Here is a 16,659-nt window from a genome sequence, read left to right on the forward strand (position 1 = left end):
TGCTGTTGCCCCGGCGTCGACTGCGGCGGTCACCAGGGCGTGGACGTCGTCGCGGGCGCCGGCGTCAATGAGCGGGCCCACCGTGGCGTCCGGTTCGGTGCCGCGGCCGGTGGTCAGGGCGCCCATGGCGGCGCCGAACTTGCGGGTGAATTCCTGGGCCACGGATGCCTGGACGAGGAAGCGGTTGGCGGCCGTGCAGGCCTCGCCCATGTTGCGCATCTTCGCGGCCATCGCGCCCTCGACCGCGGCGTCGAGGTCGGCGTCCTCGAAGACGATGAACGGGGCGTTGCCGCCGAGCTCCATCGAGGTGCGCAGCACATTTTGGGCGGCGTCGGCCATGAGGCGCTTGCCCACCGGGGTGGAACCGGTGAAGGAGACCTTCCGGAGCCGGGAATCGGCGAGCAGCGGCCCGGAGATCCCGGCGGCGCTGGCGGAGGCCACAACGTTGAGGACCCCGGCGGGCAGGCCGGCGTCGAGCATGGTCTTCGCGAAGAGCTGGGCGGTCAACGGAGTGAGCTTGGCCGGTTTAAGGACCATGGTGCAGCCGGCGGCGACGGCGGGCGCGACCTTGCGGGTGGCCATGGCGAGGGGGAAGTTCCAGGGCGTGATGAGCAGGCACGGCCCCACCGGCCTTTTCTGCACCAGGATCTTGTTCCTGCCTTCGGGGGTGGTGAGGTAGCGGCCGTAGTCGCGCACCGTCTCTTCGGAGAACCAGCGCAGGAACTCGGCGCCGTAGGCCACCTCGCCGCGGGCCTCGGCCAGCGGCTTGCCCATTTCCAGGGTCATGAGCAGGGCGAAGTCCTCCGCGCGTTCAGTGACCAGGTCAAAGGCGCGGCGCAGGATTTCGGCGCGTTCACGGGGTGCCGTCCGGGCCCAGGCGGCCTGGGCGGCGTCAGCCGCGTCCAACGCCGAGACCGCGTCGTCGCTGGTCGCGGAGGCAAGGGTGCCGAGGATTTCGCCGGTGGCGGGGTCGTGGACGTCGAACGTGCCGCCGTCGGACGCGTCACGCCACTGGCCGTTAATCAGCAGGCCGGTAGGCACGGAAGCGAGCAGAAACGCCTCGCGCTCGGGTGAGATGGCAGGGGTGATCGCGGAAACAGTCATGAGGAGGTCCTAAAGGGAGTCAGTAGCTGGTCGGGGTTTCGGCAGGGCCAATCACCGGGTCCGGCGGGATGTATTGGGCCGCAAGGGCTTCGGAGCCGCGGGCCAGCAGGGCGACGTCGGCGCCCACCAGCACGAAGGCGGCACCGGCGGCCAGGTAGGCGCGGGCCGTGGGCGGGTTGAAGGCGTTTACGCCGGCGGGTTTTCCGGCCGCTGTGGCGGCGGCAATGCAGTGTTCGACGGCGGCGCGCACCCGGGGGTGTTCCTGCTGGCCGAGCAGTCCCAGGGAGGCGGCGAGGTCGGAGGGCCCCAGGAAGATCGCGTCCACCCCGTCCACCGCCAGGATCTCCTCCACGGCCGCGACCGCGGCTTCGGATTCGATCTGCACGGTGACGCTGATGGTGTCGGAGGCGCGGGCGAGGTAGTCGGGGATCCGGTTCCAGCGCGCGGCCCTGGCTAGGGCGGACCCGACGCCGCGGACCCCGTGGGGCGGGTAGCGGGTGGCGGCCACGGCGGCTTCGGCGTCGGCGGCCGAGTTCACCATGGGGATCAGCAGGTTCTGCACGCCCAGGTCCAGGTACTGCTTGATGACCACGGTGTCGTTCACGGGCGGCCGGACCAGGACCTGGACCGGGTAGCCGTGCGCGGCCTGCAGCTGGGCGAGGATGGATTCGAGTCCGTTGGGGCTGTGCTCGGCGTCGATCAGGAGCCAGTCCAGCCCGGAGCCGGCGCAGAGTTCCGCGATCAGGGGGCTGCCGGAACAGACCCACATTCCGGCCAGGGGGCGGCCGGCAGCGCCGGTTTGGTTGCGCAGGGCGTCCCGGAAGGTTTCATCTGGTTTTACTCGAAGCGGCATGTCACAACTCCCAGGGGTCCGTAGTCGGCGTGGACGGTATCTCCCTTGTACACCCAGAGGGGCCGGGTGAAGGAGCCGGCGAGGATGATGTCGCCGGCTTTCATGCCGTCTCCGTGGGCGGCGATTTTGTTGGCCAGCCAGTGCACCCCGTTGGCGGGGTGGTCCAGGACGCCGGCGGCGACGCCGGTTTCCTCGACGGTCTGGTTCTTGTAGAGGATGGCGGAGACCCAGCGGAGGTCGACGGCGTCGGGCTTTACCGGGCGGCCGCCGACTACCATGGCACCCATGGCGGCGTTGTCGGCGATGGTGTCCACGATCGTCCGGCCCTCCATTTCGATCCGGGAGTCCAGGATCTCCAGGGCCGGGACCACGTAGTCGGTGGCGTTCAGGACGTCGAAGATGGTGCAACCGGGGCCGGCGAGGTCCTTCTTCAGCACGAACGCCAGTTCCACTTCCACACGGGGGTGGGTGTAGCGGTCCCAGCCCACGGAGCAGCCGGTTTCCAGGACCATGTCATCGAAGATGGCGCCGTAGTCCGGCTCGGTGATGCCGGTCGCGGCCTGCATGGCTTTGGATGTGAGCCCGATTTTGCGGCCCACGAGCCTGCGCCCGGCGGCCTCGTTGCGGCGCCGCCACAGCTGCTGGACGGCGTAGGAGTCCTCCACCGTCATGCCCGGGTAGCGGGCGGTCAGGCGGGGGACAGGGGTCCGGCTGCGGCCGGCTTCCAGCAGTTCGTCTGCGATGGCCTCGATGGTCGCGGGGTCAAGCATTCGGGTGCTCCTCAGGTGGTCGGGCGGTGTGGGGGGTGGCCGGGGTGGTCCCGCCTCCGGCGGAGGCGGGACCGGCGGCCCGGTTCGGGGTTTACAGCCGCGTTTAGAGCTGGGCGCCGAGCTTGAACCCGGTCTTCTCCCCGGCGTGGCCGTCCTCGTCCTTGCGGGTGTAGGAGAACCCGTCGGCCCCCACGGTGACGGCCATCTCGCTCTTTTCCTCGCGGACAATGACGGGCTGGGGGTTGCCGTCGAGGTCCAGGACCAGGGAGGCCTCGGTGTACCAGGACGGGACCACGGGGTTGCCCCACCAGTCGCGGCGCTGGTTGTCGTGCACGTCCCAGGTGATGGTGGGGTTGTCCGGGTCGCCGGTGTAGTAGTCCTGGGTGTAGATCTCCACGCGGTGGCCGTCCGGGTCCAGGATGTAGAGGTAGAAGGCGTTGGAGACGCCGTGCCGGCCGGGGCCGCGCTCGATCCTGTCGGAGATGCGCAGGGCGCCCATCTTGTCGCAGATCTGGATGATGTTGTGCTTCTCGTGGGTGGCGAACGCGACGTGGTGCATGCGCGGGCCGTTGCCGCCGGTCAGGGCGGTGTCGTGCACGGTCTGCTTGCGGTGCATCCAGGCCGCGTAGGTGACGCCGTCGGAGTCCTGGATGTCTTCGGAGACGCGGAAGCCGAGGTCCTCGAGGTACTTGCGGCCGCGCGGGACGTCGGGGGTGACCTGGTTGAAGTGGTCCAGGCGCACGAGCTCCCCGGCGGAGTAGAGGTCATAGCGCTGGGTGAGGCGTTCCACGTGCTCCACCTCGTAAAAGAACTCGTAGGGGAAGCCCAGCGGGTCCTCGACGCGGACGGAGTCGCCGATGCCCTTGGTGAAGCCGTCCTTGCGGCGTTCGGTGCGGCAGCCCAGTTCCTTGTAGTAGGCCTCGGCGGCGTCCACCTCGGCGGGGGACTTCACCCGGTAGGCGAAGGCCGCGACGGCGGCGATGGGTCCCTTGCGGAGCACCAGGTTGTGGTGGATGAACTCCTCAAGCGAACGCAGGTAGATGGCGTTCTCGTCTTCCTCGGTGACGTGCAGGCCAAGGAGGTCCACGTAGAAGGCGCGGGATTTGGCGAGGTCGGTGACGACGATTTCCATGTAGGCGCAGCGGACGATGTCCGGAGCCGGGACCGTGGGGGTGGGGACGAAGTTGGTCATGGTGTTCTCTCTTCTTTGAAAGGGGTCTGCTTGGCGCTGGCGTGAAAGCTTAGGCGCCGAATTTCGGGGTATGAACAGGGCCCAGGGTGATGTGGACGGCCTGCTGGTCGGTGTAGAAGTCGATGGAGCGGTAGCCGCCCTCGTGGCCCAGGCCCGAGGCCTTGACGCCGCCGAAAGGAGTGCGGAGGTCGCGGACGTTGTGGCTGTTGAGCCAGACCATGCCGGCCTCGACGTTCTGGGAGAAGTTGTGCGCGCGGGTCAGGTTCTGGGTCCAGATGTAGGCTGCGAGCCCGTACCTGGTGTTGTTCGCCAGGGCCAGGGCCTCGTCGTCGGTGTCGAACGGGGTGATGGCGACAACGGGGCCGAAGATCTCCTCCTGGAAGATCCGCGCGTCCGGGGCGACGTCGGCGAACACGGTGGGGGCGATGTAGTTGCCCTCCGGGAGGTGGTCCGGGCGGCCGCCGCCGGCCAGGAGCCGGCCTTCGGACTTGCCGATTTCCACGTAGGAGGCCACCTTGGCGTAGTGCTCCGGGTGGACCAGGGCGCCGACCTCGGTCTTGGGGTCGTGCGGGTCACCGACCACGATGTTCTTGGCCCGGGCGGCGTACTTCTCGCAGAATTCCTCGTACACGGCGCGCTCCACCAGGATGCGGGAGCCGGCGGTGCAGCGTTCCCCGTTGAGCGAGAAGACGCCGAACAGGGCGGAGTCGATCGCGGCGTCGAGGTCGGCGTCGGCGAACACGACGCACGGGGACTTGCCGCCGAGCTCCATGGACAGGCCCTTGAGGTTGGCCGCGGCGTTGCGGAAGATCGTCTGGCCCGTGGTGGTCTCGCCGGTGAAGGAGATCAGCGGCACGTCCGGGTGCTTCACGAGCGCGTCGCCGGCTTCCTCGCCCAGGCCATTGACCAGGTTGAACACGCCGTCCGGGAGCCCGGCGTCCTTGAAGATCGTCGCCCACAACGAGGCTGAGAGCGGGGTGAATTCGGCCGGCTTGAGCACCACGGTGTTGCCGGTGGCCAGCGCCGGGGCGAGCTTCCAGGACTCGAGCATGAAGGGCGTGTTCCACGGCGTGATGAGGCCCGCGACGCCGATCGGCTTGCGGTTGACGTAGTTGATCTGGGCGCCGGGGACCTTCATGGCGTCGTCGAACTGGGCCACGATCAGGTCCGCGAAGAAGCGGAAGTTCTCGGCCGCGCGGAGCGCCTGGCCTTTGGCCTGGGTGATCGGCAGGCCGGTGTCAAAGGTCTCGAGCTCGGCGAGGCGTGCCTCCTGGGCTTCGACGGCGTCGGCGATCCGGTTCAGGACGCGGGCCCGCTCCCGCGGCTTCATCTTCGGCCATGGGCCGTTGGTGAACGCTTCGCGGGCGGCGGCGACGGCGAGGTCGATGTCCTCCTTCTGCCCGGCGGCGGCGGTGGCGTAGTTGGTGTTGGACACAGGGTCCAGGACATCGAAGGTCGCCCCGCCCACGGAATCAACGAATTCGCCGTTGATGTAGTGCTGGATGTGGGTGGGAAGGTCCTGCGGAACGTAATGGGTCCGGGTTTCTGCGGCAGGGAACGTCATTGTTGTCTTCCTAACTAACTGAGAGTGCAACGCGGGGTCGTTTACGGCCCATGTTGGGCCGCTTAATGGGCGCTGAGTGACCCCGCGTTGCTTTGGGCAAGGTACGCGTCCAGGGTGGCGCTGCGGTGGAGGCGGGCGGCCTTCTCGATCTCATCCGGGCTGGCGCCGGACTCGATGAGCTGCAGCAGAGCTTCGTGCTCGTCGACGGAGTCGTGGGCCCGTCCCGGGACGAAGCGGAAGGTTGAGGACCGCAGGGACGCGAGCCGGTTCCAGCCCCGGTGAACGAGGTCCAGGATGTGTGGGTTGGGGCAGTGCTCGAACAGGACGCTGTGGAAGTCCTGGTTCAGCCGGGTGAACCGGACGGGGTCGAAGTGCTCCAGGCACTCCCGCATTTCGGCGTTCACCGCCCGGGCGCGGGCCACGTCCGCCGCCCCGATGAGCGGTGCGGACAGGGCCGTCGCGGCGCCCTCGACGATGCTGAGGGTCTGCATCGTGTAGAGGTACTCGGTGGGGTCGATCCCGGACACGGTGGCGCCGACGTTGCGCTCGAAGGTCACCAGCCCCTCGGCTTCGAGCCGGCGGATGGCCTCCCGGACCGGGACCACGCTGACGCCCAGGTCCTCGGCGATCTTCGCGAGCACCAGCCGGTAGCCGGGGGAGTAGGTCCCGTCCACGATCCGGGCCTTGACGGTCGCGTAGGCCTGCTCGGACTTGCTCCCGGGGGTCCCGTTTGAGGACACGGTGGCTGCCCCCGCGCCTGCTGCGCTGGCCGTCTCAGTCATTGGGTTTGCCTGCTTCCCATTCCTGGTACCGGGCGCGCCATGCGGCGTTGAGCGGGTAGAGGCCGTCCACGCTGTGGCCCTGCTGCACCATTTCGAAAATGAAGACTTCCTCGCGTTCCTGGGCGATGGAATCGTCCGCGAGCTCTTCGGCCAGGGCTGGCGGGATCACCAGGATGCCGTCGGCATCGGCCACGATGATGTCCCCGGGCTGCACGGTGGTGCCGCCGCAAGCGATGGTGATGTCCGTGTCCCACGGGATGTGCCGGCGGCCCAGGACGGCCGGGTGCGGGTTGGCATAGTAGGTGGGCATGTCCATGGCGGCCACGGCGGAGAAGTCACGTACGCCGCCGTCGGTGATGACGGCCGCGGCGCCGCGGACCTGGGCGCGCAGGGCCAGGATGTCGCCGATGGTGCCGGTGCCCTTTTCGCCGCGGGCCTCCATGACCAGGATTTCGCCCTCGTTGACCGAATCGATGGCCTTCTTCTGGGCGTTGAAGCCGCCGCCGTGGGCCTTGAAGAGGTCCTCGCGGTTGGGGACGTAGCGCAGCGTGCGGGCCAGGCCGACGATCCGCCGGTCCGGCCGCGTCGAGGTCAGGCCGTCGATACTGACGTTGTTCAGGCCGCGCTTGCGCAACTGCGAGGACAAGGTGGCCGTGGACACGCTTTCCAGCTTCGCCTTCAGCTCCGGGGACAGGATGGCCGCCGGGGCCGGCAGGCCGGCCGCTTCACGCGAACCGTAGGCTTCCTCCCGCTGGAGATCATCAGTCCTGGGCCGGGCGCCGAAGTCCGCGAACGGCGTCGTGCCTTCCGCCACCCGGGTGACCAGCCGGCCGGTGGTCAAGTCAGCGCTGCTGACTTCCACCTCGACGACGTCGCCCGGCTTCGCCACCGACGCCCCGGCGGGGGTGCCGGTGAGGATGATGTCCCCCTCTTCGAGGGTGAGGAGCTGGGAGAGGTCGGCGACGAGCCGGGCGAAGGGGAAAAGCAGCTCCGCGGTGGTGTCGTCCTGCACGAGGTCGCCGTTGTGCCAGGTGCGGACCCGCAGCTTGGCCGGGTCGACTGTGTCGGCGGCAATCAGGGTCGGACCTACGGGGGTGAAGCCGTCGCCGCCCTTGGACCGGAGGTTGGAGCCCTTGTCCGCGTAGCGGAGGTCATAGACGCCGAGGTCGTTGCTGGCCGTGACCCACTCGACGTGGCTCCAGGCATCCTCGATGCCCACGCGGCGGGCGGGCTTGCCGATGATCAAGGCGATCTCGCCCTCATAGCCGAGGAGCTCGCAGCCGGCCGGGCGTTCCACGGTTGACGGGGCTCCTGCCGAACCGACAGCCAGGGAGGAGGACGGCTTCAGGAAGTAGGACGGCTGCTCTGGGGTGCGGCCGCGCTGGGCTGCCCGGCTGGGGTAGTTGACATGCACCGCGATGACCTTGCGGGCCGCGGCCAGGATGTGGTCGGTGACCTGTTCCAAGATTTACTCCTCATCGAGTACGAAATCGTATACGATAACTATCACCCGGCAGCCCGGGGCGCGTCAACCCCCTGTTTTCCGGGAGTTTTCAAGACACTTGTAACCCATGTCATATCTGCCGTACAGTTTTTGATCAAAGGTGCATTTCGATTATCGAACACGAAGTTCTTATATCGAACACAATAAGCAGCGATTGACCGCCACACAACGAAGTGAGGAAAGCCCGTGCATTTCCACCACCACGGTTACGTATCCGGTGACCCGCGAGTCCAGCCGGCCGCCGGCGTCGGCATCGACCGGCCCACGCAACTTCCAGACGAGGTCGACGTGCTCATCGTCGGCACCGGACCCGCGGGCATCGTCGCAGCCGCCCAGCTGTCCCAGTTCCCCGGCGTCACGACCCGGATCGTGGAGCGCCGCGGCGGAAGGCTCGCCATCGGCCAGGCCGACGGCATCCAGGCCCGGAGCGTCGAGACCTTCCAGGCCTTCGGCTTCGCGGAGCGGATCATCGCCGAGGCCTACCGCATCACCGAGATGGCCTTCTGGAAGCCGGACCCCCGGAACCCCGCGAACATTGTCCGCAGCGCCCGCACCCTCGATGACCCGGGCGGAATCAGCGAGTTTCCGCATCTCATCGTGAATCAGGCCCGCGTCCTGGATTACTTCGGCGAGTTCATGGCGAATTCGCCCACCCGCATGACGCCGGACTACGGCTACGAGTTCGTCGGCCTTGAGGTCGCCGGTGAAGGGGAGTACCCCGTCACCGTGACCCTCGTCCACACCGCCGGACCCGACGAGGGCCGGACGCGCACCGTCCGGGCGAAGTATGTTGTCGGAGCCGACGGCGCGCGGAGCAAGGTGCGGGACTCGATCGGCTGCACGCTTGCCGGCGACCAGGCCAACCACGCGTGGGGCGTCATGGACGTGCTCGCCTCCACCGACTTCCCAGACATCCGCCTCAAATGCGCCATCCAGTCCCATGACGGTGGCAGCATCCTGCTCATCCCGCGCGAGGGCGGGCACCTCTTCCGCATGTACGTGGATCTCGGCGAGGTCGCCGAGGATGACAACGGGGCCGTCCGCAAGACCACCATCGAGCAGATCATTGCCAAGGCCAACGCGATCATCCACCCGTACACGCTCGACGTGCGCAACGTGGCCTGGCACAGCGTGTACGAGGTCGGCCACCGCCTCACCGACCGGTTCGACGACGTCCTGCCGGAGGACCTCGGCACCCGCACGCCGCGCGTGTTCATCACCGGCGACGCCTGCCACACGCACAGCGCCAAGGCCGGCCAGGGCATGAACGTCTCCATGCAGGACGGCTTCAACATCGGCTGGAAGCTCGGCCACGTGCTCGAGGGCCGCAGCCCGGTCAGCCTGCTCTCCACCTACTCAGCCGAGCGCCAGGTTGTCGCGAAGGACCTCATCGACTTCGACAAGGTGTGGTCGACGCTCATGGCCAAGAAGCCCGAAGAGTTCGAAAACCCCTCCGAACTCGAGGACTTCTACGTGCGCACCGCCGAGTTCCCCGCCGGCTTCATGACCGAGTACTCGCCGTCGATGATCGTCGCCGAGTTGGCGCACCAGAACCTGGCGACCGGCTTTCCTGTGGGCAAGCGTTTCAAGTCCGCCCCGGTTGTGCGCGTCTGCGACACCAATCCGGTCCAGCTCGGTCACCAGGCCACGGCGGACGGCCGCTGGCGCATCTACGTCTTCGCCGACGGGGCAGCGGCCGGCTCCCCGTCGCCCACCACGGACTTGGCCGCGTGGCTGGCCAACGCGCCGGACTCGCCGCTTGCCGCCACGCCCGAGGGCGCCGACGCCGACGCCTGGTTCGACGTCAAGGTCATCTACCAGCAGGACCACACGGGAATCGACATTGGCGCGGTGCCGGCGGTGTTCAAGCCTGAGGTCGGGCCGTTCAAGCTCCCGTACCTTGAGAAGGTCTACGGCACCGATCCGGCGTCGGACATCTTCGAGCTGCGCGGCGTCGACCGCGGCGGCGTCATCGTGGTGGTGCGCCCGGACCAGTACGTGGCCAACGTCCTGCCGCTGACGGCGACGGCGGAGCTCGCCGCGTTCTTCGCGCCCGTCCTGCGCTCCCGCACGCGCATCGGCTGATCCGTGGCCCCGACAAAGTAATCAACACCGTTTGAACGGCAGGCTGCAGTCTCAACGCAGCCTGCCGTTCCTGTATCCCCGTGGACTTTTCGCCCGCCTGACCGCCAGGCCAATGACGTCTGCCCCGCGACGTCAGCGCATTAGCACTTGACCTCAGTCCGGAGGTCAACAATCGCGGCCTGGACGTTTGCGGCATCGTCGCGGAGGGAATTGGTCGCCTGGGTCAAAGTTGCGTCGTCAGGCACAGCTTTGACGGCGTCGTTGAACTTGGCTTCGGCCGCCTTGACGGCGTCCGCCCGTTGTTGGGCGAGGTCCGCGGTGGCCTTGACGAGGTCATCATAGGTCTTCGTGACTTGCTCCTGGGCCGTGCGGACCTGCTCCAGCGTGGCATCAGGCTTCAGTGTGTCCTTGAAATTTGTCAGCGCGGCGGCATGGGCATCGGCCGCAGCGCAGACCTGTGACGTGCTCGGCGGCGGGCTTGAGGCGGACGCGGGCGCGCTGGAAGTGCCCGCGGGTGTGCTGGCGGGGCTGCATCCGGTGAGCAGTGCGACGGCGGTCCCGAGTGCGATGGATCCGAAGAGAATTGGGTGGGGTTTCGACATTGGAAGATCCTCTCCCCGCTGGGTGTCGCCTCCGCGCATCGGAGGCCATATTTCATCCTGTGCCCCGACGCGGGCATGGACCTCATCCGCCGGGGGTGAAATGGATGGGCGCCCAACCAAAGCCCGGGCAGGGCACAATGGCTCTTTTGGGACCGGTCGGCCGCGGGTAAGAATGGTGGTGCCACGGCGGAAGGGGTCGTCCGCGACTGGTGTTGAAGCCGGGGCAGGCGGTCCAGGGCGGCACGCAAGTGCTGTCCTGGGCCGCCGCGGCGCGGCCGTTGAAGGGGATCTTGGGCGCTGACAGATTGGGTGGCGCCGCGGTGCCCGTGCGGACGTATGCTGTTTTCATCGGTTCAGCAACGAACTGCGTGCTTCGATCTCGAGCGTGGACCATGACCCAAGGAACTGCACCAGACAGCAGGCGGGATCCGCATGCTGCGTTCTGGAACATGCATTTCAACGATCCGGATATCGGTGCCTTCCTCGGCGAAGTCGTCACGGGGCTCGTCCACGACATCGGCGGTCCCGGCCGTGGGATCAGCTGGGCAATCACACTTCTCCGGTCCGGGGAAACCAGCACGCTCATCGCGGGCAGTGCACTGTCGCGGGCGGCGGACGAAGCGCAGCGCTCGTTCGACGACGGCCCGGCCCGCGAGGCGGTTCGTAGCGGAGAATTTGTGGTCATGGGGGACACCTCCTTGGAGCGCCGCTGGCCCGGGTATGCCAGCACCGCAGCTGCCGAGGGCGTCCGGTCGCTCGTATCCGTTCCGCTGGTCCCCGCGGAGAGTTTCCGTGCAGCGGTGAACCTCTATGCCCCGTGGCCGCATGTTTTCACGAGTGCGGACATCACTGCAGCGGTGCGGCTGGCCCGCCAGGTGTCCCGGGCCCTGATTCTGGTCCAGCAGATGATGCTCAGGTACGCGGGGAGTGCCGAGCTATCCTCGGCGCAGCTCTCCCGGGTGCTGGCCGGCCTGGCTTTACGGACGCTGGTGCGGGACTACGGGTTTAGTGAAGAGGGAGCCCTGGACTATCTTCGGAGCGTCGCGGGTGGCCCTGTGCGCGAACCCGCCGGCAGCACGGTCCATGTCCTGGGTGCCGATTCCGGCCAGGGCCCGGAAGTGCCCCAGACCAGCCCACCGCTGGCCCCGGTGCCCCGCGCTGTGGACGCTCCGCCTGTCCGTCGACGGCGGCGGAGGGTGGAGAGCCCGGCCTAGGCGCAGGGCGAACCCGCAGATGCTCAGGCGGCAATGCCGGGTTCATTGCCGCGGGACTGGTCCGGGCGGAGGACCTTCAGGGCGCCGGCCCAGGCGATGACCTGATTAAACAGGATCTGCAGAGTCTTCTCCGCGGCCGCGGTAGGGATCAGGGTGCGGTAGTTCTCGAACTCTGTGGCAAAGGGTAGTGCCACCTGCGCCCGGACGTCTGCCATCTGCAGCTCGCCGGCAACTCCCCGCAGGTGTTCGACGGCGCGGATGCCGCCGCTGCTTCCGTAGCTGACGAACCCGGCTGCCTTGTTGTTCCACTCCCTGTACAAGTAATCCAAGGCGTTTTTCAGTGCCCCGGGGATTGAATGGTTGTACTCGCCGGTGACGAAGATGTAACCGTCGAATCCGTCGACAGCCTCGGACCAGGCCTTGGTGTGCGGGTGGCTGTACCGGCCGAAGGAGGGCGGCAGTGGCTCGTCGAGGATCGGGAGGCGGAAATCGGCGACGTCGAGGACCTCAAAGGTGGCATCGCCGCGTTCCGCTGCCCGTGAAGCTACCCAGTCGCAGACGGACTGTCCGAGGCGTCCGGGCCGGGTACTCCCGAGCACGATAGCGATGCGAATCATGGCGGACTCCTTTCCGGCGGATGTTTTCTTGCCACTATCAGAACAACAATCCGGACGGCGCGATGCTTCCGCAGCCGCGGCGGCCCGACGCGCAGGGCAGCATTTTACAGGCTGGCGGTTTCTTGCCCCGTCGGCTGAGTCCGGGCAGTGCTGCCTGCACCTGGCGCGGGTCTTTAGTCCCTGCCCGGACCCGGTCCGCGGGCGTCTACTGGAGGTACCAGCCGTTTTGGGCAACCAACCACAACTCTCCGGAGGATCTGTCATGTCTGATTTGCATAAGTGGTCACCGTTCCACCGCTGGCCGGACACATCCCGCACCAGCCCCTTTGACGCGTTCCGCAGGTCACCGTCGGATCTGATGGACTTCATGGACCGGTTCTTCCAGGAAGAAAACCGGCCGATGCCGATCCGCGTCGAGGAGTTCCTTGACGGCAACACCCTTGTTATCCGGGCCGAAGCGCCCGGGCTGGATCCGGACAAGGACATCGACGTCTCGGTTGTTGACGGAGCCCTCCAGATCCGCGCCGAGCGCAAGGAAGAAAAGGAAGAGAAGGGCAAGGACAGCTACCGGTCCGAGTTCCGGTACGGCTCTTTCCTCCGCACCCTGCCGCTGCCCGCGGACGTGAAAGAGGAAGACATCAAAGCCACCTACAAAGACGGAGTCCTCGAAGTCCGCACGCCTGTACCGGAGCGCGCCCTGGCCGAGTCCAAAGCGACCAAACTCCCCATCACCCGGGAATAACCCCCGCCAGCCAGCTCCCGGGCGGCTGCCCGGGAGTCGCTAGCAAGACAAGCACTTAGCGGCCCAGAAGTTCCGCGACGTAGCGCAGCTGGCTGACCCAGTGGTGTTCCTGGCCGCCTTCGTGATTGTTGAAGCGGTACACCTCAATGGCCTTCGCCGGGACAGCCCGCGCGGCTGCCGCACCCGCTGCCTCACCCAAACGCGCGCCCGGCCCTGCCGGCGCGCCCGTGCCATAGGCGTTGTACGCTGCAAAGACTGTCGACGGCGGGCAGACGTCGTCCATCAGCGCCGCCGAGAACAGCGCCGGCGCCGTGGCACGCCGGCCCAGGTGCACGCCGTCGAAATAGTTCAGGACCGCAAGCGCGGGCTCGTAACGGTCCCGGTGACGGGCCAGGAAGCCGGCGACTTCCGGGTAGGGCCCGCGCGGGGCGATGTCGACGGCGCGCGGAAAGTCCTGCAGGAACGGCACATCGGCCATGGTGCACAGCACGCCGTCAAGGCGCCCGGCCGCCAACCCGGCGGCCGCGATGGCCAAGCCTCCGCCCTGGCTCAGGCCGGCCAGCAGCACCTTCGAGGCATCCACCTCGGGATGGTTCTGCACGGCTTCGATGGCCCGGAAGGCGTCGACGAAGACGCGGCGGTAGTAGTAGTCCTCCCGGGAGGAGAGGCCGCGCGTCATCAGCCCGGCGTAGGCAACGTCTCCGGCCGACGGGTGCGGATCCGCGCTCTCGCCCAGGCTGCCGCCGTAGCCCTGGCCTCTGGTGTCCATGATGAAGTGCGCATACCCGGCCTGCGCCCACTTTGTGTCCTGCTGGACCAGCCCGCGGCCGCCCGAATAGCCGACGTACTGCACCACCACAGGCAACGCCCTCCCGGCGTCGCGGTTTGCCGGCAGGTGCAGCCAGCCCTTGATCCGGGCCCCGCCGAAGCCCGTGAAGGAGACGTCAAAACTGTCAATGACGCTCAGGTGGTTCTCTGCCGGTGCATAGACGGCGTCCAGCGGGAATTGGCGGGCCTCGGCAATGGTCCGGTCCCAGAAGTCGTCGAAGTCTTCGGGTTCGACGGCGGATGAGGTGTAGTTGCGCAGCTGATCCAACGGCATGTCGAAGAGGGGCATGAGGTCTCCAGATGTGAGGCGTACGGTCCGAAGGTGATCCTACGTCCGATCACCAGTTTCCCCCACAGGACAGACGCGTGGATTCATCGAGCTCAACAAGAGTTCCTGCAGCCCTGCCCGGGTTCCGGGCCGCGGAACCCGCCACCAACGTGCCGCCCGGCGCCTCTTTCGCAGGCGCCTCGCGAAAATTCTCCACACTCGCGGCACGAAAAGGACATTGGACGTCCCATCTCCTGTAAGCTGGAGGTAGGAGTGGCCGATCCCGGCTGCGGCCAGAAGGAGAGTGTCGTGAGCATCGAATCCCGAGTAGTGTCGCCGGCCCGTTTCAGCGCTCAAATCAGGTCCCATGCGCTGCAGACACGCATTATGGACCTCATCCTAGAACAAGGGTTGGACGTTGGGGATGCACTCCCCACCGAAAGCGAGCTCTCCGCGGTTCTGGGCGTCGGGCGCAACACTGTGCGGGAGTCGCTGAAGGTGCTTCAGGCGCTGGGCGTGATCGAGATCCGCCACGGCTTTGGCATGTTCGTGGCACCGAACAACTTCACCGCACTCACCGATGGCCTGGCCTTCCGCGGGCGGCTGTCGCTGCGCCACAGGGGCGAGGAAGCGATGGAGCTCATCGACGTGCGGCAGGCGCTCGAATCGGGCCTCATTGGCTCCGCGATCGACCTCATGACCGACGAGCACCTTGGCCAACTCCGCGGCACCCTGGAGCAGATGGAAGCAGCCGCGGCTGCCGGGGACGCGCTGGCCGAACTGGACGCGGAATTCCACCGCGGCCTCTATGCGCCCCTGAACAACGAGCTCCTGATCAATCTCATGGACGTGTTCTGGAAGGTGTACCGCCAGATCCACCAGGCGCTGGGAACCGGCCCGGTCAACCTCCCGGAGCAGGCCCGTATGCACCGGGAAATTTACGAGGCCGTCGCCGAGAAGAACAAGACGCTGGCCTCCGAGCGCCTGCAGCGCCACTTCGACGGCATCCGCCAAAAACTCAAGGACGTCGCTGCCCGTTAGCCGGACCGCCGGCCAGCTCGTGCAGGCGGGCCGCGACGCATTAGGAACCACAGAAAGCGCCACTCATGATGGAAATCTTTGTAGTGCCCGACGCCGAGGGAACCGGGGCAGTTGCTGCCGGCATCCTGGCCGCCGTGATCCGCAGCCGGCCCGACGCCGTTCTCGGCGTGGCCACCGGCGGCTCGCCGCTGCCGGTGTATGTGGCCCTTGCCGGCCATGGGCTGGACATGTCCGGTATCCGCGGCTTCGCGCTGGACGAGTACGTCGGGCTGCCGGCGGGCCATCCGGAGAGCTACGCCGAGGTGGTTCGCCGCGAAGTGACCGAACGGCTGCACCTTGTCCCCGCCAACGTCTTCGTTCCCGACGGCGGCGCCGAGAACCCAGACGTCGCTGCGCGTGACTATGACCGTGCGATCGCCAAGGCAGGCGGAATAGACGTCCAGATCCTGGGGATCGGACACAACGGGCACCTGGCCTTCAACGAACCGGGTTCGGCCCTGGATTCCCGGACCCGGGTGGAACTGCTGACCGAGCGCACGCGCCAGGCGAATGCCCGCTATTTTGACATCCCTGACGACGTCCCGGAGCGGTGCATCACTCAGGGCCTGGGAACCATCCTTGAAGCCCGGCAGCTACTGCTGGTGGTCAACGGGGCGGACAAGGCCGACATCCTCCGCGAGGCACTTGCCGGTCCCGTTTCGCCCGAGTGCCCGGCCTCGGTACTGCAGTTGCACCCGCATGTCACGGTGGTGGCGGACGAGGCCGCGGCCGCCCGGCTTACGGACGTCCCGGCAGGATCCCTCCGCGGGCCCGGAATAGTCAAGGTGCGTGCCGGGGCAGCCGTCGCCTAAGACCGAATGCCACCCTGCGCGGCGGCATCCGCACCCGGTCAGGCGGACGCGTCCAGAATCCGGCCGCCGCGCAGGACCCTCACCAGTTCGAAATCCGCGTCGACGGCGAGGATATCGGCGCGCATTCCTGTCCGGAGGGCGCCGATCTCGTTTTCCAGGCCCAGGACGCTGGCAGGGACCAGGGTCGCCGCCAGAACGGCCTCCGCAGGATCCACCCCTGCCGCGATGGTGGCACGGACAACCTCCAGCAGGGTCGCCGTGCCCCCGGCGAGGGCGCCGTTGCTTCTCAGGGTGGCTACGCCGTCGTGCACCACCACCGCGGAGGGTCCCAGTTCGTAGTCGCCGTCGGGCAGTCCTGTGGCCGCCATGGAGTCCGTCACCAGCGCGATATTCGCGGCCCCAACCACCTCGAACACCATCCGGACCGTCTCCGGGTCGAGGTGGACGCCGTCGCCGATCAGTTCGACCACGACGGTGCCGGCGGCCGCCAGCCGCAGGCTCGCGCCGGCCGGCCCGGGGCTCCGGTGATGCAGCGGCGGCATGCCGTTAAACAGGTGCGTCACCGTGGGCCGGGCCTGCGGACCGAACCGCCCGCCCGCTGCGGCCCTGCCAACGAGGTCGGCGGCTTCCGTCAGCGAGGCG

16 protein-coding genes are annotated in these 16,659 nt (G+C 67.6%); 5 read left to right on the plus strand and 11 right to left on the minus strand.

Annotated features, from left to right (window positions below):
• From ABD243_RS10690 to ABD243_RS10720, 7 genes are all read right to left on the minus strand, one after another.
• On the minus strand, positions 1 to 1,104 hold a 1,104-nt coding region (locus tag ABD243_RS10690), incomplete at its 3' end, for an aldehyde dehydrogenase family protein (RefSeq protein ID WP_344365203.1).
• A gap of 19 nt (positions 1,105 to 1,123) precedes the next feature.
• Complete coding sequence (locus ABD243_RS10695; RefSeq protein WP_344365206.1) at positions 1,124 to 1,957, minus strand: HpcH/HpaI aldolase family protein; 834 nt, start codon at positions 1,955 to 1,957, stop codon at positions 1,124 to 1,126.
• Positions 1,942 to 2,727 carry a 2-oxo-hept-4-ene-1,7-dioate hydratase gene (gene hpaH / locus ABD243_RS10700; protein WP_344365209.1) on the minus strand — a complete coding sequence of 262 codons (786 nt, stop codon included), beginning with the start codon at positions 2,725 to 2,727 and terminating at the stop codon, positions 1,942 to 1,944. Before hpaH ends, ABD243_RS10695 begins: the two co-directional genes overlap by 16 nt.
• A gap of 103 nt (positions 2,728 to 2,830) precedes the next feature.
• A complete protein-coding gene (gene hpaD / locus ABD243_RS10705; RefSeq protein WP_116766435.1) occupies positions 2,831 to 3,919 on the minus strand; it encodes a 3,4-dihydroxyphenylacetate 2,3-dioxygenase in 1,089 nt (362 codons plus the stop codon).
• 49 nt (positions 3,920 to 3,968) lie between these two features.
• A complete protein-coding gene (gene hpaE / locus ABD243_RS10710; RefSeq protein ID WP_344365212.1) occupies positions 3,969 to 5,483 on the minus strand; it encodes a 5-carboxymethyl-2-hydroxymuconate semialdehyde dehydrogenase in 1,515 nt (504 codons plus the stop codon).
• Positions 5,484 to 5,545: 62 nt separating this feature from the next.
• Complete coding sequence (locus ABD243_RS10715) at positions 5,546 to 6,265, minus strand: GntR family transcriptional regulator (protein ID WP_344365214.1); 720 nt, start codon at positions 6,263 to 6,265, stop codon at positions 5,546 to 5,548.
• Complete coding sequence (locus ABD243_RS10720; RefSeq protein WP_344365217.1) at positions 6,258 to 7,730, minus strand: fumarylacetoacetate hydrolase family protein; 1,473 nt, start codon at positions 7,728 to 7,730, stop codon at positions 6,258 to 6,260. Before ABD243_RS10720 ends, ABD243_RS10715 begins: the two co-directional genes overlap by 8 nt.
• 225 nt (positions 7,731 to 7,955) lie before the next feature.
• Between ABD243_RS10720 and ABD243_RS10725 the strand changes: the two genes are divergently transcribed.
• A complete protein-coding gene (locus ABD243_RS10725; protein WP_344365219.1) occupies positions 7,956 to 9,854 on the plus strand; it encodes an FAD-binding monooxygenase in 1,899 nt (632 codons plus the stop codon).
• Positions 9,855 to 9,994: 140 nt separating this feature from the next.
• On the opposite strand, the gene ABD243_RS10730 is transcribed toward ABD243_RS10725, so the two are convergent.
• Positions 9,995 to 10,456: a hypothetical protein gene (locus ABD243_RS10730; RefSeq protein ID WP_344365222.1), complete on the minus strand. Its 462-nt coding sequence runs from the start codon at positions 10,454 to 10,456 to the stop codon at positions 9,995 to 9,997.
• A gap of 449 nt (positions 10,457 to 10,905) precedes the next feature.
• Here ABD243_RS10730 and ABD243_RS10735 point away from each other — a divergent pair, with 449 nt between their 5' ends.
• On the plus strand, positions 10,906 to 11,670 hold the full coding sequence (locus ABD243_RS10735; RefSeq protein ID WP_344365225.1) for a GAF domain-containing protein: 765 nt from the start codon (positions 10,906 to 10,908) through the stop codon (positions 11,668 to 11,670).
• 23 nt (positions 11,671 to 11,693) lie between these two features.
• On the opposite strand, the gene ABD243_RS10740 is transcribed toward ABD243_RS10735, so the two are convergent.
• Positions 11,694 to 12,287: an NADPH-dependent FMN reductase gene (locus ABD243_RS10740; protein WP_344365227.1), complete on the minus strand. Its 594-nt coding sequence runs from the start codon at positions 12,285 to 12,287 to the stop codon at positions 11,694 to 11,696.
• 262 nt (positions 12,288 to 12,549) lie between these two features.
• Between ABD243_RS10740 and ABD243_RS10745 the strand changes: the two genes are divergently transcribed.
• Positions 12,550 to 13,029: an Hsp20/alpha crystallin family protein gene (locus ABD243_RS10745; RefSeq protein WP_344365229.1), complete on the plus strand. Its 480-nt coding sequence runs from the start codon at positions 12,550 to 12,552 to the stop codon at positions 13,027 to 13,029.
• Between the two features lie 55 nt (positions 13,030 to 13,084).
• On the opposite strand, the gene ABD243_RS10750 is transcribed toward ABD243_RS10745, so the two are convergent.
• Positions 13,085 to 14,146 carry an acetylxylan esterase gene (locus ABD243_RS10750; RefSeq protein WP_344365232.1) on the minus strand — a complete coding sequence of 354 codons (1,062 nt, stop codon included), beginning with the start codon at positions 14,144 to 14,146 and terminating at the stop codon, positions 13,085 to 13,087.
• Between the two features lie 366 nt (positions 14,147 to 14,512).
• On the opposite strand from ABD243_RS10750, the gene ABD243_RS10755 reads away from it, so the two are divergent.
• A complete protein-coding gene (locus ABD243_RS10755) occupies positions 14,513 to 15,166 on the plus strand; it encodes a FadR/GntR family transcriptional regulator (RefSeq protein ID WP_344365234.1) in 654 nt (217 codons plus the stop codon).
• A 68-nt stretch (positions 15,167 to 15,234) separates the two neighbouring features.
• Complete coding sequence (locus ABD243_RS10760) at positions 15,235 to 16,017, plus strand: glucosamine-6-phosphate deaminase (RefSeq protein ID WP_344365323.1); 783 nt, start codon at positions 15,235 to 15,237, stop codon at positions 16,015 to 16,017.
• Between the two features lie 38 nt (positions 16,018 to 16,055).
• On the opposite strand, the gene ABD243_RS10765 is transcribed toward ABD243_RS10760, so the two are convergent.
• Positions 16,056 to 16,659 (minus strand): amidohydrolase family protein (locus ABD243_RS10765; RefSeq protein WP_344365237.1); only part of this gene is annotated, 604 nt, incomplete at its 5' end.

Origin of the sequence: Arthrobacter humicola (genome assembly GCF_039531445.1) — a bacterium.
Taxonomy (GTDB): Bacteria; Actinomycetota; Actinomycetes; order Actinomycetales; family Micrococcaceae; genus Arthrobacter; species Arthrobacter humicola.

Excerpts from the sequence above, each read along its gene's own strand:
- ABD243_RS10695 (WP_344365206.1), bottom strand. The coding sequence starts at position 1,957 with ATGCCGCTTCGAGTAAAACCAGATGAAACCTTCCGGGACGCCCTGCGC.
- ABD243_RS10715 (WP_344365214.1), bottom strand. The coding sequence starts at position 6,265 with ATGACTGAGACGGCCAGCGCAGCAGGCGCGGGGGCAGCCACCGTGTCC.
- hpaH (WP_344365209.1), bottom strand. The coding sequence starts at position 2,727 with ATGCTTGACCCCGCGACCATCGAGGCCATCGCAGACGAACTGCTGGAA.
- ABD243_RS10740 (WP_344365227.1), bottom strand. The coding sequence starts at position 12,287 with ATGATTCGCATCGCTATCGTGCTCGGGAGTACCCGGCCCGGACGCCTC.
- ABD243_RS10755 (WP_344365234.1), top strand. The coding sequence starts at position 14,513 with ATGGACCTCATCCTAGAACAAGGGTTGGACGTTGGGGATGCACTCCCC.
- hpaE (WP_344365212.1), bottom strand. The coding sequence starts at position 5,483 with ATGACGTTCCCTGCCGCAGAAACCCGGACCCATTACGTTCCGCAGGAC.
- ABD243_RS10745 (WP_344365229.1), top strand. The coding sequence starts at position 12,550 with ATGTCTGATTTGCATAAGTGGTCACCGTTCCACCGCTGGCCGGACACA.
- ABD243_RS10750 (WP_344365232.1), bottom strand. The coding sequence starts at position 14,146 with ATGCCCCTCTTCGACATGCCGTTGGATCAGCTGCGCAACTACACCTCA.
- ABD243_RS10735 (WP_344365225.1), top strand. The coding sequence starts at position 10,906 with ATGCATTTCAACGATCCGGATATCGGTGCCTTCCTCGGCGAAGTCGTC.
- ABD243_RS10730 (WP_344365222.1), bottom strand. The coding sequence starts at position 10,456 with ATGTCGAAACCCCACCCAATTCTCTTCGGATCCATCGCACTCGGGACC.
- ABD243_RS10760 (WP_344365323.1), top strand. The coding sequence starts at position 15,235 with ATGGAAATCTTTGTAGTGCCCGACGCCGAGGGAACCGGGGCAGTTGCT.
- hpaD (WP_116766435.1), bottom strand. The coding sequence starts at position 3,919 with ATGACCAACTTCGTCCCCACCCCCACGGTCCCGGCTCCGGACATCGTC.